The organism is Isoptericola sp. NPDC019571 (assembly GCF_044389385.1).
Lineage (GTDB): Bacteria > Actinomycetota > Actinomycetes > Actinomycetales > Cellulomonadaceae > Isoptericola > Isoptericola nanjingensis.
Genome location: NZ_JBIRXZ010000001.1, coordinates 44989 through 58657, shown reverse-complemented (window position 1 = coordinate 58657; position 13669 = coordinate 44989). Strand labels below are relative to the sequence as shown.

Here is a 13669-nt window from a genome sequence, read left to right as displayed (position 1 = left end):
TCAGCCCAGCTCGCGCAGCGGCGCGGTCCGCTCGCCGCCGGCGTCCCCCGTGTTGACCGTGGCGGTCGGTTCGACGAGCAGCGCGTGCACCTCGCCGTCCGCCCGGGGGCAGTGCTCGACGCCGCGCGGCACGACGAACACGTCCTGCGGCCCGAGGACGACGTCACGGTCCCGGAGCTGGATCGTGAGCTGCCCGCTGAGCACGAGGAACAGCTCGTCGGTGTCGTCGTGCGTGTGCCAGACGAACTCCCCGTCGAGCTTGACCACCTTCACCGCGTAGTCGTTGACGCTCGCCAGCAGGTGCGGCTGCCACGGCTCGGGGATGCTCTCGAGGGCGGTCCGGATGTTCCTCACGTCGCTGCTCATCCCGTCAGCGTAGGCACCCGGACCGACGGTCAGACGAGGAACGCCGCCACCCGCCGTCGGACACCCGCCGCGTCGAGGCCGTGCGCGGCGGCGTGCTCGCGCGGCGTCCCGTACCTGCGCAGCTCCGACTCGCCGGGCACGCCGACGTGCAGCATACGGCTGGGCCGGTCGACCAGCGCCGCCGCGACGGCGGCGGCGCTCGTGCCCTCCAGGTACGGCTCCACGACGGCGAGCACCGGCGCCGGGCCGGCCAGCACGCGGAGCCCGTCGGCGTCGAGCGGGTGCGGCGTGGCCGTCCACGCGACACGGACGGGCAGGTCGGCGACGGCGTCCAGCACGGTGTCGAGCATCGGGCCGACGGCGACGACCAGCGGCGCCGAGCCGGACGACGGCGGCGTCTCCCCGCCGTCGCGCACCAGGTGCAGCCGCCCGTCCACCGGCCCCGGCCGGGCGTTCCGCTGCGCGGAGAGCCGGATGTACGTGCGGCCCGTGCCGGCGGCCTCGCGGTGCAGCAGCTCGGCGACCTCGTCGGCGTGGCCGGGCACGTGCACCGTCCAGCCCGGCAGCGCGGAGATCAGCGCGACGTCCGCGGGCGACTGGTGCGTGCGGCCGCCGGCCGACACGTCGTACGAGGCGCCGGCGCTGACCAGCACGGCGCCGACGTCCTGGTGCCCGAGGTCGAGCTTCACCTGCTCGTAGGGCCGCTCCACGAGGAACGACGCGAACGTGTGCACGATCGGCCGTCGCCCGGCCAGGGCCAGGCCGCCTGCCACGCCGATGAGCGCCTGCTCGCGGATGCCGACGTCGATGACGCGGCCGGGGTGGCGCGCGATCGCGCGGCCCATGTAGCCGGAGCCGATCACGGCCAGGACGACGTCGACGTCCGGGTGCGCGTCGAGCAGCGGGTCGAGCTCGGCGTAGAAGCGGGTGCGCAGGTCGAGCGCCTGCGGGGCAGGGGCGAGGGTGGTCATGCGGCGTCCTTCCCGGTGGTGTCGACGACCACGACCGTGGGCCGGTCGGGCTCGGTGTGCCGCAGCGCGGCGGTCAGGCGGGGCTGGTCGTGGGTGCGCACCTCGGCGGCCGTCCAGCCCTCGAGGGAGAACCGGGGCGCGATGCCGCCGGGCCAGCCCAGGCTGTCGCTGTGGTTGTCGACGACGACGCAGGTGAGGTTGCCGAGCCCGTACCGGCCGGCGACCTGGATCGCCTCCGCGTTGCTGCCCTCGTCGAGCTCGGCGTCGCCCACGAGGACGACGACGCGCGCGGTCGACCGGCCGCGCAGCCCGAGCGCGAGGCCGACGGCGAGCGGCAGCCCGTGCCCGAGCGAGCCGCTGCCGATCTCGATGCCCGGCACCAGCGTGCGGTCGGGGTGGTGGCCCAGCGGCGAGTCGAACGACCCGACGTCGTCCAGCCACGACGCCGGGAAGAAGCCCTTCGCCGCCAGCACGGCGTACGTCGAGGCCGGGCCGTGGCCCTTGGAGAGCAGGAACCGGTCGCGGTCGGGGGCGTCCGGGCGGGCCGCGTCGACGCGGAGCACCTGGTCGTACAGCGTCCACACGACGTCGAGGGTCGAGTGCGCGCTCGGGTCGTGCTTCTCGTCGCCCGTGACCCGGGCAACCAGGTCGCGGACGTGGCGCGGGACGGCCCGCGGGGTCGCGGCGGGCGGGGCCGGAGGTGAGCTCGTCGTCGTCATCCCTCGATGGTGTGACCTGAACCATGGTTGAGGTCAACCCTGTCGGGGAAAGCGTGCGGGTGCGCCACCTCACGTCCCGACGTCCTGCGGAAACACGGCACCGGAGGCAGGATCGAGACGGACCAGCCGCCGTCACCAGGAGGTCTCGTCATGGCCCGCACCGTCGCCGAACACCTCGTCGACCAGCTCGTCGCCGCCGGCGTGAAGCGCATCTACGGGATCGTCGGGGACTCCCTGAACCCCGTCGTCGATGCCGTCCGCCGCACCGACGGCATCGACTGGGTGCACGTGCGTCACGAGGAGGCGGCGGCGTTCGCGGCCGCCGCCGACGCCGAGGTGACCGGCGAGCTCGCCGTCTGCGCCGGGTCGTGCGGGCCGGGCAACCTGCACCTCATCAACGGCCTCTACGACGCGAACCGCTCCAGGCTGCCGGTGCTCGCCATCGCGTCGCACATCCCCAGCGCGCAGATCGGCACGCAGTTCTTCCAGGAGACCCACCCGGACCGCATCTTCAACGAGGCGTCCGTGTTCTCGGAGCTGATCTCGTCCCCGGCCCAGCTGCCGCGCGTCACGCGGTCGGCCATCCAGCACGCGCTCGCCGCGCCGGGCGTCGCGGTGCTGACCCTGCCGGGCGACGTCGCCGACGAGCGCGTGCCCGACGACGACGCCCCGATCCTCGTGCCCGGCGCCTGCCCGGCGCGCGTCGTGCCGAACACCGCCGACGTCGAGGCCCTCGCCGACGCGATCAACCAGGCCAAGAAGGTCACGCTGTTCGTCGGCGCCGGCGCGCGCGACGCCCGCGACGTCGTCCTCGAGCTCGCCGACCTGGCCGCCGCGCCGGTCGGGCACTCGCTGCGCGGCAAGGAGATCATCCAGTACGAGAACCCCCACGACGTCGGCATGTCCGGCCTGCTCGGCTACGGCTCCTGCCACGAGGCGATGCACTCGGCGGACCTGCTGGTGATGGTCGGCACCGACTTCCCGTACGACTCGTTCCTGCCCGCCGACGTCCGCACCGCGCAGATCGACGTCGACGCCTCCCACCTGGGCCGCCGCACCCGCCTCGACCTGCCGGTGCACGGCGACGTCGGCGAGACCCTGAAGCTGCTCAACCCGCTGGTCAAGCGCAAGAAGGACCGCAAGTTCCTGCGCACGATGGTCGACAAGCACGCCGGGCTCATGACCAAGGTCGTGGGTGCGTACACCCGCAACGTGGAGAAGCACACGCCCATCCACCCCGAGTACGCGGCCGTGCAGCTCGACGAGACGGCGGCCGACGACGCCGTGTTCACCGTCGACACCGGCATGAACAACGTGTGGGCGGCCCGCTACCTCACGCCCAACGGGAAGCGGCGCGTCATCGGGTCGTTCATCCACGGGTCGATGGCGAACGCCCTGCCGCACGCCATCGGCGCCGCGTTCGCGGAGCCCGGGCGGCAGGTCGTGGCGCTCGCCGGCGACGGCGGCCTGTCCATGCTGCTGGGCGAGCTCATCACCGTGCGCACCTACGACCTGCCGGTGAAGGTCGTCGTCTTCAACAACGCGACGCTCGGCATGGTGAAGCTGGAGATGCTCGTCGAGGGGCTGCCGTCGTACGGCACCGACTCCCCGCCCGTGGACTACCGGAACATCGGCCTCGCCGTCGGCATCCCGTCGGTCCGGGTCGAGCGGCCGAAGGACCTGCGCCGCGCCCTCCGGGACGGGCTGGACCGCAAGGGCCCGGCGCTCATCGAGGTCGTCACCGACCCGAACGCGCTGTCCATCCCGCCGTCCATCACGTCGGGGCAGATCCGCGGGTTCGCCACCGCGATGACGAAGCAGATCTTCGGCGGCGGCATGGGCGAGGTCATGTCCATGGCGCGCTCCAACCTGCGGAACCTCCCCCGCTGACCTGACCCTGCCCCGCCACCCACCCGGGTGGCGGGGCAGGGTCAGGGGCGCCAGGTGGCGGCGACGGCGAGGAAGGCGTCGTTCGCCTCGACCTCGCCGATGCTGACGCGCAGGCCGTCGCCGGCGAAGGGGCGCACGAGGACGCCGGCGGCGGTCGCCTCGGCGGCGCGCGCCACGGTCTCCTCGCCGAGGGGGAACCACACGAAGTTGGCGTGCGTCTCCGGCAGGTTCCAGCCCTGCTCGCGCAGGGCGGCGACGACGCGATCGCGCTCGGCGACCAGCGCGTCGACCCGCTGGCGCAGCTCGTCCTGCGCGACCGGCTCGAGCGAGGCCAGCGCCGCGCGCTGGGCGATGTGGTTCACGCCGAACGGCGTCGACACCGCGCGGATGCCGGCGGCGAGGCGCGGCTCGGCGACGGCGTACCCGACGCGCAGGCCCGCCAGCCCGTACGCCTTCGACAGCGTGCGCAGCAGGACGACGTGGGGGTGCCGGCGCAGCAGATCGACGCCCTCGGGCGCCTGCGGGTCGCGCACGAACTCGAGGTACGCCTCGTCGACGATCACCAGCACGTCGCGCGGAACCGCGGCGAGGAACTCCTCCAGCTCGTCCGCGTGCACCACGGGGCCGGTGGGGTTGTTGGGCGTGCAGACCATGACGACGCGCGTGCGGGGCGTGACGGCGGCGGCCATGGCGGACAGGTCGAGCCGGCCGTCCGCGGCGACCGGCACCGTGACGGCGACGCCGCCCGCGACGGCGACCACGATCGGGTAGGCCTCGAACGACCGCCACGGGAACACGACCTCGTCGCCGTGCTCGACGACGGCCTGCAGCACGTGCCCGAGCACGGCCACCGAGCCGTTGCCCACCACGACCTGCTCGGCCGGGACGCCCACGTGCGCCGCGAGCGCCTCGACGAGCTCCGTCGCGTACATGTCGGGGTAGCGGTTGGTCTCCTCCGCCGCACGCGTGATGGCCTCGAGGACGGACGGCAGCGGCGGGTACGGGTTCTCGTTCGACGACAGCTTCCACAGCTTCGCGCCCTCGACGGGCCGCGCGCCCGGCACGTACGCGGGCAGCGCGGCGACGGCGGCGCGCAGGGGGACGGCAGAGTTCTGGACGGCCGGCGAGTCAGCGGGGGTGGTCACAGCGATCAAGGATGCCACCCGCGCGGTGGTGGGCGAGGTCGTCCCTCCCTCCGCGAGGCAGTACCAGCTCGCGAGGGCTCGTACTACCTCGGCTCGGTCCGTACTACCTCGCGAGGGCTCGTACTACCTCGGCACGGTGGGTACTACCTCGCGGAGGCGGGCACTCCCCCGGCGAGCTCCCGCACCAGGCCGGCGAAGAACCGGGCGATCGCGGCGGCGGCGGGTACCTCGACGGACTCCTCGACGTCCGGGCTGTAGTTGGTGTTCGTGTTGATGTCGTACGGCACGGTGCGGCCGTCGACCGTCTCGAAGAACTCGACCCCGGCGATCTCGATCCCCTGCTCGGCGAGCAGCCGCTCGAGCCGCACGACGACCGGGTGCTCGGCCGTGACCTCGGGCCGCAGGGCGAACAGCGGCGGCGGGGCGACGCCGTCGGCCCCCGGCAGCGCGCACGCCTCGGCCGGGCACAGCTCGAACCCGGTGGACGTGTCCACGCGGACCGCGTAGTGGAACCGGCCGCCGACGAACTCCGCACGGGTCACGAACGGCTCGGGCGCGACGAGCAGCTCCTGCAGCAGCCACACGCCGTCGACGGGCTCGTCGAGCAGGCCCGCGTCCAGGGCGGCGGCGAACGTCTCGACGTCGTCGAACCGCTGCACCCCCAGCCCCTTGCCACCGCGGTTGTGCTTGGTGATGAACGGGGCGCCGAACCGTGCGGCCGCCGCCCGCAGCGCCGCGCGGTCCGTGACGGCGGTCGTGCGCGGCACGTCGAGCCCGGCGGCGCGCAGCAGGGCGTACTGCCGCACCTTGCTCACCTCGAGCGCCGCGGCGCGCGTGCCGTTGACGACCCGGCGGCCCGCCGCCTCGGCCCGGGACAGCACCGCCTGCGCGGCCTCCGGTGCGTGCGGGACGCCGCGCGTGTGCGCGGACGCGCTGAGCCGCGACCAGTGCACGGCCAGGGGCGGCGGCGCGGCGAGGTCCAGGGCGACGTCGCCCAGGTGCACCGGTTCCAGGGGCACGCCGGCGCGGTCGAATGCCCGCTCGAACGGCGGCAGCCAGTCGGGGTTGTCGTGCAGGACGAGGACGGACGGCTCGCTCACCCGGCGAGCCTACGCGCGCGGGCCGGTCGCCGGGATCCGGCCACCGGGATCCGGTCGCCGAGCCCCGCGGCATCGAGCGTCGCGCCTGCCCCGCGCACTCATGACGTGCCACGATGGCCGCATGAACTTCATCGTCCGCACCCTCGTCACGGCCGTGGCGCTGTGGCTGAGCGACCTGATCTTCACCAACCTCGAGATCCTGCCCCCGTACGACGGCGACAACGTGCTCGAGTACATCCTGGCGGTGCTCGGTGTCGCGTTGGTGTTCACCATCATCAGCAGCTTCGTGAAGCCGATCGTCAGCATCATCTCGATCCCGCTGCTCATCCTCACGCTGGGCCTCTTCTACCTGGTCATCAACGCCGGTGTGCTGTGGCTCACGACCTGGATCACCGACCAGGGGTGGTTCGGGGACTGGGGCGTCGACGTCAGTGGCGGCTTCTGGTGGTTCGTCTGGATCGCCCTCATCCTCGCCGTGCTGCAGGCGATCATCGGCGCGTTCGCGCCGAAGAAGGGCTGACGCACCGGCCTCCGCCGCACGACACGCTCAGTGCAGCATCGCCCCCGTCGGGTTCCCCGGCGGGGGCGCCGTCGTCCCGGGCGCCATGACCAGGGGCGGCGCCGGGTCCACCCGGCGCGCCGCGAAGAACCGGGTGCGCGCCCGGGTGCCGTCGAGCAGCCGCTCCAGCCGCGCCGTCACCCCCGCCACCTGCACGTTCCCGGACCGCCGCGCCGCCGCCAGCGTGCGCAGGTGCGTGGGCATCGCATGGGCGAGCGAGATGCTCCCGGCAGCGGCGACGTCGGCCGGGTCCGTCGAGTCCAGCAGCCGGCGCCCCACCGTGACGCGGTCCGCCGTGGCCGGCCCCTCCTCGCGGGACCTGCCGTCCACGTTCTCGACCAGGCTCTCCTCGTTCTCCACGTGCAGCACGGGCACCCCCGCGGGGAGGGCGAACGACGCGGTCGGCGCCCCCGCGGTCACCACGCCGCCGACGGGGTGGTTCGCGCGGAACGCCGACGACGCCGCGAGCGCCGCCGCAGCGATCCCGCCGAGGCTGTGGCCCACGAGCACCACGGGCTCGTCCGGGGACGCGCCCGCCGCGTCGAGGGCCTGCTCCACGGCCACGGACACGTCCGCCGCCTCGTGCGCCATGAGGCCGAGGTCGGTCGCGGCGTCGAACGGGTTCGAGGACGACAGGAGCTCCTGGGTCCCGGGGATCAGCACGGTCCACGACGTCGTGCCGTCGCCGTGCACGACCTCCTCCACCGCGAGCGTCCCGGCGGGCACACCGGCCGCGGGCCGGTCGACGACTCCGCTGCCCTGGGGGTAGAGGTCCGCGGTGCGCGCGAGCGTCTCCGCGACGGAGCCCGCCGGCCGGTCCGCCCACCCGGGCCGTTGGCCGGCGAGGTCCGCGTCGGACAGGGCCACCACCTGGGGCACCGCGTCGGGCAGCAGCGCGGCCACGACGTCGGACAGCGAGCCCGCGCCGCGCGTGACGGGGTCCAGCGCGGTCGCCGGGCCCTCCTCGATCCCGCGCCGCAGGTCCTGCCAGGTCAACGGCCGGGTGGCGCTGAACCCCGCCGCGAAACCCCCGACCGCCTCGTCGGAGAACGGCGCGACGACCCGCCACACGCTCGCCAGCCTCCCGTCTGGGCCCGTCGTCACCGGCGCTGTCGGCGGATCGGGCGGGGAGGACGCAGTCGGCGGCGCCACGGTCGCGCCGGTCGGTCCAGAGCCGGGTGGGCCAGAGCCGGGTGAGGCGCCGCGGGCCCGGACACCGCGCAGCCCGTCCGCCACGGACGTGACGGTCAGCACCGGCGTCGCCGCCAGCCCGAGCCAGGCTCCCGCCGCGCCCGCCAGCAGGGTCACGGCCCCGTCGGCGACGCGCTGCACCACGCTCTCCGCCTCCCGGTACAGGCCGGCCGCGAGCCGCAGCCGGCGCGAGCAGCCCTCCGCCGTCGAGGCCCGGGCGCGCAGCCGGGCGCTCACCTCGTCCAGCCGAGCCGCAGCCGCCTCCCGGGACGCGGCAGCCGCGGCGTCGTCCCCCGCGGCGCCGGGCAGCGGCACGGCCGGTCGCGGCCACGGGTCGGGGGCCCACGCCGCACCCCGCAGGGTCCCTGCGGCGCCGAACGACCGGTGGGACGCCCGCCGCAGGCCCTCCGCCACGCCGTCGAGCAGCACCGCCGCGCCCTGCACTGCCTCGGCGTCGACCTGGGCGAGGGCCCGGCCGCCCACGACGTCCAGGGTCTCGTCGGGCGGCAGCCCGCGCGTCACCGGGCCAGCACCTCGGCCGCCCCCTCGAGGAGCCGCAGATCGGCGTCGAGGTCGGCGAGCAGGGCGCCGACGTCGTCGCGGAACCGGTCGGCCGCCGTCGACTGCCAGGCCACCGCCAGGCTGCGCCGTGCGCCCGCAGTGGCGTCGAGGACGTCGTGGCGCGCCACGAGGACGGCGGCACGGGCGGCGCTCGGGTCGGGTGCCGGGGACGAGAAGGGTGGGGCCGGTGAGGTCATGCCCGCGACGCTAGGCCGCGCCCCGACCGTGACTCCGGGCGCGACTTCGGCCTGTGGACGGCGCCGCCCTGGGGACAGGCTCCCCACCGCGCCGCGCCGTCCCCGCGTCCGAAGCCGACGTCGGATACCGACGTCCGAGACCGACGTCCGCTATGCCTCCGGCACCCCCGCGAGCCGGGCGGCGTCCGACAGGATGTCGATGCCGGCCACCCGGCCGTCCCGCACCGTGAACGCGAGCAGCGAGTAGACCGTCCCGTCCTCGAGGACGGTGACCAGGCCGGGCGAGCCGGCCACGAGCGCGAGCCGCGAGAAGCGCGCCGTGCCGAAGTGCAGGCGCGCCTGCTCCGCGACGGCCTGCGCGCCCCGCAGCACGCGGGACAGCTCCCCCGGCCCGTAGTCGAGGCGCACCACGACCTCCGGGTCGAGCAGCGCCACGAGGCCGTCGAAGTCCCCCGCCTGCGACGCGGAGAGGTAGGCGGCGACGACCTCCCGACGCCGCGCGACGTCGTCCTGCACGGGCATGGCGTCGCGCACCTTGCGGCGCGCGCGGCTGGCGAGCTGACGCGTGGCGGGGAGCGACCGGTCGACGAGCGGCGCGATCTCCTCGAAGGGGACCGCGAACTGGTCGTGCAGCACGAACGCGACGCGCTCGGCGGGAGCCAGGGTGTCCAGCACGACCATCAGCGCGGAGCCGAGGTCGTCCTGCTCGACCGCCCGCCGCTCGGGGTCGGCCGGCCCGTCGGCCGGCGCCACGAGCAGGTCCGGCAGGTGCCCGTCCCACGCCGTCTCCCGGCGCGTCCCGCGCGAGCGCAGCAGGTTGAGCGCCACCCGTCCGACGATCGTCGTGAGCCAGCCCCCGAGGTTCTCCACCCCTGCGGCGCCGGCGGCGTGCGCGCGCACCCACGCGTCCTGCACGGCGTCCTCCGCGTCCGCCGTCGACCCCAGCACCCGGTACGCGACCGCACGCAGGTGCGGCCGGAACGCCTCGAACTGGTCCGCCGTGAGCCGGCCCGCCGCGAACTGATCCGTGCTCACCGGTCACACTCCTTCGTCGGGCCGTGTCAGAGAGGTGACAGCGCACGCTGCCGGTGACACCGAACCACGAGGGTGCGACACCGGCCCTTCGACCAGGAGCCCGCATGACCTCCCTGACCTCGACCGACACCTTCTCCCCGGCCCTCGCCCGCGACCTGCGCGGGCGGGTGCTCCTGCCCGGCGACGACGCGTTCGACGCCGCCGCGACCCCCTGGAACCTCGCCGTCCGGCAGCCCGTCGCGGCCGTCGTCGAGGCCGCTGACGCCGACGACGTCGCCGCCACGGTGCGGCACGCGCGCGACGCCGGGCTGACGGTCGCGGCCCAGTCGACGGGCCACGGCGCGTCGGGCGACGTGGTGGGCACCGTCCTCCTGCGCACCCGCGCGCTCGACGCCGTCGAGGTGGACCCGGTGCGCCGCACCGCCCGGGTCGGCGCCGGGGCGTCGTGGGGAGCCGTGCAGTCCGCCGCGGCCCCGCACGGCCTCACGACCCTGCTCGGCAGCGCCCCTGGCGTCGGCGCCGTCGGCTACACCCTCGGCGGCGGGCTGGGGTGGTTCAGCCGCGCCCACGGCCTGGCGGCCGACCACGTGCGGTCGTTCGACGTCGTGTCCCCCGCGGGCGAGAAGGTCACCGTCACCGCCGCCTCCGACCCCGAGCTGTTCTGGGGGCTGCGCGGCGGGGGCGGCGACCTGGCCGTCGTGACGGCGATGGAGATCGACCTGGTCGAGCTGCCCGCGTTCGCGGGCGGCAAGGTCGCCTGGCCGGCCGCGCGCGCCGCCGAGGTCCTCGGTGCCTTCCGCGAGGTCACCGCCACGGCCCCGGCCGAGCTCAGCGTCTGGCTGTCGCGGGTGGAGGCGCCCGGCGCCCCGGCCGTCGTCGTCGTGCACGCCGCGTACCTGGGCGACGCGGCCGAGGCCCGGACGCTGCTCGCCCCGTTCGCCGCCGTCCCCGACGTCCTCGGGCAGGGCGTCGACGCGGCGATCGGCCCGGTCGCGCCGGTCGACGTCGGCGACATCACCGCCGACCCGACCGACCCCTCCGCGGGGAAGGGCCGCGCCGAGCTGCTGCAGGGGATCGACGACGAGGCGGTGGAGCGCCTGTTCACGACCTCGGTCGCGCCGCTGCTCGTGCTCCAGCTGCGGCACCTGGGCGGCGCCCTGGCCGCGCCGGGCGACGGCGCGGGCGCGCTGGGCGCGATCGACGAGCCCTACCTGCTGTACGCGTTCGGTCTGGCGTTCGAGCCGAGCCTCGCGGCCGCCGTCGGCCACCGCCTCGAGGCGCTGCCGGCCGAGCTCGCGAGGGTCGCCACGCTGCGCAAGCCCGCCACGTTCCTCGCCCCGGGCGAGAGCGCCGCGGCCGCGTACGACGACGCCGCCCTCGCCCGGCTGCGCGACCTCAAGCGGGCCCGCGACCCGCGAGGCACGGTCCGCGGGAGCTACCCGCTCCTCGGCTGAACCGGGCGCCGGCGATCGTGGTGAGCGCGATCTCGGGGACAGTTCGCGGTCGGCCTGTCCCCGAGATCGCGCTCACCACGTCCGTCTGGGTCCGTGGGAGAATGTGGGCCGTGACCTCCCCCGCGCCGCAGACCTCGCCGACAGAGTCCACAGCCGTCCCGACCCGCGTCACTCTCGCGGACGTCACCCCGCCGATCGCGCTGGGGCCGCTCGACGGCCGCTACCGCGGCGCCGTCGCGCCGCTGGTGGACCACCTCAGCGAGGCCGCGCTGAACCGGGCGCGCATCCACGTCGAGGTCGAGTGGCTGGTCACGCTGTGCAACGGCACGACGGCGACCCCCGGCGCCGTCGTCCCCGGCGCCCCCACGCTGACCGACGCCGAGATCGCCTACCTGCGCCGGATCCCCGCCACGTTCGGCGCGGACGAGATCGCCGAGCTCGCCGCCATCGAGCGCGAGACGGTGCACGACGTCAAGGCCGTCGAGTACTTCATCAAGCGCCGCATCGCCGCCGCGCCCGAGGTCCTCGGCGAGACCGGCCTCCCCGCCGCGAGCGAGCTGGTGCACTTCGCGTGCACGTCCGAGGACATCAACAACCTGTCGTACGCGCTCATGGTGCAGGGCGGCGTGCGCGAGGTGTGGCTGCCCGCCGCGACCGCGCTGACCGACCAGCTCGCCGAGATGGCGCGCGAGCACGCCGAGGTCCCGATGCTCAGCCGCACGCACGGTCAGCCGGCCACGCCGACGACGATGGGCAAGGAGCTCGCCGTCCTCGCGCACCGCCTGCGCCGTCAGCTGCGCCGGGTCGAGGGCGCCGAGTACCTGGGCAAGCTCAACGGGGCCACCGGCACCTACGGCGCGCACGTCGTCGCCGTCCCGGGCGCCGACTGGCCGGCCGTGTCGGAGGCGTTCGTCGAGCACCTGGGCCTGGTCTGGAACCCGCTGACCACGCAGATCGAGTCGCACGACTGGCAGGCCGAGGTCTACGCCGACGTCGCCCGCTTCAACCGCATCCTCCACAACCTCGCGACCGACGTGTGGACGTACATCTCGCTGGGCTTCTTCACGCAGATCCCCGTCGCGGGGGCCACCGGCTCGTCGACCATGCCGCACAAGGTCAACCCGATCCGGTTCGAGAACGCCGAGGCGAACCTCGAGATCTCGTGCTCGCTGCTCGACACCCTGTCGGCCACGCTCGTGACGTCCCGCCTGCAGCGCGACCTCACCGACTCCACCACGCAGCGCAACATCGGCCCGGCGTTCGGCCACTCGCTGCTCGCGATCGACAACGTCCGCCGCGGCCTCAAGGCGCTCAACGTCAACGCCGCGCTCATGGCCGACGACCTCGACCACAACTGGGAGGTGCTCGGCGAGCCCGTCCAGTCTGCGATGCGCGCCGCGTCCGTCGCCGGCGTCGAGGGCATGGAGAACCCGTACGAGCGGCTCAAGGAGCTCACGCGCGGGCAGCGCGTCGACGCCGCCCGGATGCGCGAGTTCGTCGCCGGCCTCGGCCTGCCCGACGACGTCGCCGCGCGCCTCGCGGACCTCACGCCCGCGTCGTACACCGGCATCGCCGCCCGGCTGGTCGAGGACTACCTCGCCTGACCCCGGTGCGCCGGGGTCAGCGCGCCATGGCCTGCTGGCCCAGGACGGCGAGCAGGGCGAGCTTCTCCTCCGCCTCGGAGCGCGGCGGCGCGGTGAGCACCAGCAGCGCCTGGGTCTGGTCCTCAGTGAACAGCACCTGGCAGTCCAGCTCGATCGGCCCGACCTGCGGGTGCACGAGCGTCTTGTGGTCGGCGAACCGCTGGTGCACCTCGTGCCGGTCCCACAGCTCGGCGAACTCGGGGCTGCGCTCCCGCAGCTCACGCACCAGCTCGCCCGCGCGCGAGCGCGGGCCGAGCATCCCGTGGGCCACACGCAGCGTGGACACGAGCGAGCGCCCCTGCCGGTCGCGGTCGTCCTCGGGGTACAGCAGCCGCTCGGACGGGTCGGTGAACCAGCGGTAGACGTCGCTGCGCGCCCACCCCGTCAGCGCCGACCGGTCGCCCAGCAGCGCGACGGCGAGATCGTTGGCCACGAGCGTCTCGCCGAGCGCGGACAGCACGAGGGCGGGCGTGTCGGACAGGCGGTCGAGCACGCGCAGCAGCGCGGGCGACACGTGGGACGACATCGTCACCCGGTCCGGCGCCCCCCGACCGGCCACGCGGAACAGGTAGTCGCGCTCGTCGTCCGTGAGCCGGAGCGCCCGCGCCAGCGACGCGAGCATCTGCTCGCTGGGCTGCGGGCCGCGCTGCTGCTCCAGCCGCGTGTAGTAGTCGGCCGACATGGCGGCGAGCGCCGCGACCTCCTCCCGCCGCAGCCCCGCGGTGCGACGTCGGGCGCCCGTGGGCAGGCCGACGTCGGCGGGCTGCACCGCCTCCCGGCGACGGCGCAGGAACTCGGCCAGCTCTCGACGGTCGGCGGCACGCTCCATGCGCCCATC

The 13669-nt window shown here is 75.1% G+C and carries 13 protein-coding genes; 4 read left to right on the top strand and 9 right to left on the bottom strand.

Annotation, left to right across the window (positions count from 1 at the left end; all coding sequences use genetic code 11):
* Genes ACH443_RS00250 through ACH443_RS00240 form a run of 3 tightly spaced genes read right to left on the bottom strand, consistent with a single transcriptional unit; the run spans position 1 to position 2056 of the window.
* Entirely contained in the window at positions 1 to 366 is a 366-nt protein-coding gene (locus tag ACH443_RS00250; RefSeq protein ID WP_429765559.1) for a cupin domain-containing protein, read from the bottom strand.
* 29 nt (positions 367 to 395) lie between these two features.
* Entirely contained in the window at positions 396 to 1337 is a 942-nt protein-coding gene (locus ACH443_RS00245; protein WP_430589149.1) for a transketolase family protein, read from the bottom strand.
* Positions 1334 to 2056 (bottom strand): thiamine pyrophosphate-dependent enzyme, encoded by a 723-nt coding sequence (locus ACH443_RS00240; RefSeq protein ID WP_430589148.1) that lies wholly within the window; start codon positions 2054 to 2056, stop codon positions 1334 to 1336. Before ACH443_RS00240 ends, ACH443_RS00245 begins: the two co-directional genes overlap by 4 nt.
* Positions 2057 to 2206: 150 nt before the next feature.
* Here ACH443_RS00240 and ACH443_RS00235 point away from each other — a divergent pair, with 150 nt between their 5' ends.
* Complete coding sequence (locus tag ACH443_RS00235; protein WP_430589147.1) at positions 2207 to 3946, top strand: pyruvate dehydrogenase; 1740 nt, start codon at positions 2207 to 2209, stop codon at positions 3944 to 3946.
* Positions 3947 to 3987: 41 nt separating this feature from the next.
* Here ACH443_RS00235 and hisC read toward each other — a convergent pair whose 3' ends face one another.
* The gene (hisC, locus tag ACH443_RS00230; protein WP_430589146.1) at positions 3988 to 5091 is read right to left on the bottom strand and encodes a histidinol-phosphate transaminase; all 1104 of its coding nucleotides are present in this window, start codon (positions 5089 to 5091) and stop codon (positions 3988 to 3990) included.
* Positions 5092 to 5234: 143 nt separating this feature from the next.
* Positions 5235 to 6191 carry a RimK family alpha-L-glutamate ligase gene (locus ACH443_RS00225; protein ID WP_430589145.1) on the bottom strand — a complete coding sequence of 319 codons (957 nt, stop codon included), beginning with the start codon at positions 6189 to 6191 and terminating at the stop codon, positions 5235 to 5237.
* 121 nt (positions 6192 to 6312) lie between these two features.
* Here ACH443_RS00225 and ACH443_RS00220 point away from each other — a divergent pair, with 121 nt between their 5' ends.
* Positions 6313 to 6711, top strand: coding sequence for a phage holin family protein (locus ACH443_RS00220; protein WP_429765549.1), 399 nt, complete (start codon positions 6313 to 6315; stop codon positions 6709 to 6711).
* A 27-nt stretch (positions 6712 to 6738) separates the two neighbouring features.
* Here ACH443_RS00220 and ACH443_RS00215 read toward each other — a convergent pair whose 3' ends face one another.
* From ACH443_RS00215 to ACH443_RS00205, 3 genes are all read right to left on the bottom strand, one after another.
* Positions 6739 to 8463, bottom strand: a complete 1725-nt coding sequence (locus ACH443_RS00215; protein WP_430589144.1) for a hypothetical protein — start codon at positions 8461 to 8463, stop codon at positions 6739 to 6741.
* Positions 8460 to 8699, bottom strand: coding sequence for a hypothetical protein (locus tag ACH443_RS00210; protein ID WP_430556344.1), 240 nt, complete (start codon positions 8697 to 8699; stop codon positions 8460 to 8462). The genes ACH443_RS00215 and ACH443_RS00210 overlap by 4 nt, the downstream gene beginning before the upstream one ends.
* 150 nt (positions 8700 to 8849) lie before the next feature.
* Positions 8850 to 9734 carry a sigma-70 family RNA polymerase sigma factor gene (locus tag ACH443_RS00205; protein ID WP_430589143.1) on the bottom strand — a complete coding sequence of 295 codons (885 nt, stop codon included), beginning with the start codon at positions 9732 to 9734 and terminating at the stop codon, positions 8850 to 8852.
* A gap of 104 nt (positions 9735 to 9838) precedes the next feature.
* Here ACH443_RS00205 and ACH443_RS00200 point away from each other — a divergent pair, with 104 nt between their 5' ends.
* Both ACH443_RS00200 and purB read left to right on the top strand, forming a co-directional pair.
* The gene (locus ACH443_RS00200) at positions 9839 to 11188 is read left to right on the top strand and encodes an FAD-binding oxidoreductase (protein WP_430589142.1); all 1350 of its coding nucleotides are present in this window, start codon (positions 9839 to 9841) and stop codon (positions 11186 to 11188) included.
* Between the two features lie 101 nt (positions 11189 to 11289).
* On the top strand, positions 11290 to 12792 hold the full coding sequence (purB, locus tag ACH443_RS00195) for an adenylosuccinate lyase (RefSeq protein ID WP_430589141.1): 1503 nt from the start codon (positions 11290 to 11292) through the stop codon (positions 12790 to 12792).
* 16 nt (positions 12793 to 12808) lie between these two features.
* Here the strand turns inward: purB and ACH443_RS00190 are convergent, their stop codons facing one another.
* Positions 12809 to 13660, bottom strand: a complete 852-nt coding sequence (locus ACH443_RS00190) for a helix-turn-helix transcriptional regulator (protein WP_429765536.1) — start codon at positions 13658 to 13660, stop codon at positions 12809 to 12811.
* Positions 13661 to 13669: the final 9 nt, after the last annotated feature.

What these genes read in the sequence shown, in the direction of transcription:
- ACH443_RS00240 (WP_430589148.1), bottom strand. Translation starts at nt 2,056, where the DNA reads ATGACGACGACGAGCTCACCTCCGGCCCCGCCCGCCGCGACCCCGCGG.
- ACH443_RS00250 (WP_429765559.1), bottom strand. Translation starts at nt 366, where the DNA reads ATGAGCAGCGACGTGAGGAACATCCGGACCGCCCTCGAGAGCATCCCC.
- ACH443_RS00200 (WP_430589142.1), top strand. Translation starts at nt 9,839, where the DNA reads ATGACCTCCCTGACCTCGACCGACACCTTCTCCCCGGCCCTCGCCCGC.
- purB (WP_430589141.1), top strand. Translation starts at nt 11,290, where the DNA reads ATGTGGGCCGTGACCTCCCCCGCGCCGCAGACCTCGCCGACAGAGTCC.
- ACH443_RS00235 (WP_430589147.1), top strand. Translation starts at nt 2,207, where the DNA reads ATGGCCCGCACCGTCGCCGAACACCTCGTCGACCAGCTCGTCGCCGCC.
- ACH443_RS00190 (WP_429765536.1), bottom strand. Translation starts at nt 13,660, where the DNA reads ATGGAGCGTGCCGCCGACCGTCGAGAGCTGGCCGAGTTCCTGCGCCGT.
- ACH443_RS00210 (WP_430556344.1), bottom strand. Translation starts at nt 8,699, where the DNA reads ATGACCTCACCGGCCCCACCCTTCTCGTCCCCGGCACCCGACCCGAGC.
- ACH443_RS00245 (WP_430589149.1), bottom strand. Translation starts at nt 1,337, where the DNA reads ATGACCACCCTCGCCCCTGCCCCGCAGGCGCTCGACCTGCGCACCCGC.
- ACH443_RS00220 (WP_429765549.1), top strand. Translation starts at nt 6,313, where the DNA reads ATGAACTTCATCGTCCGCACCCTCGTCACGGCCGTGGCGCTGTGGCTG.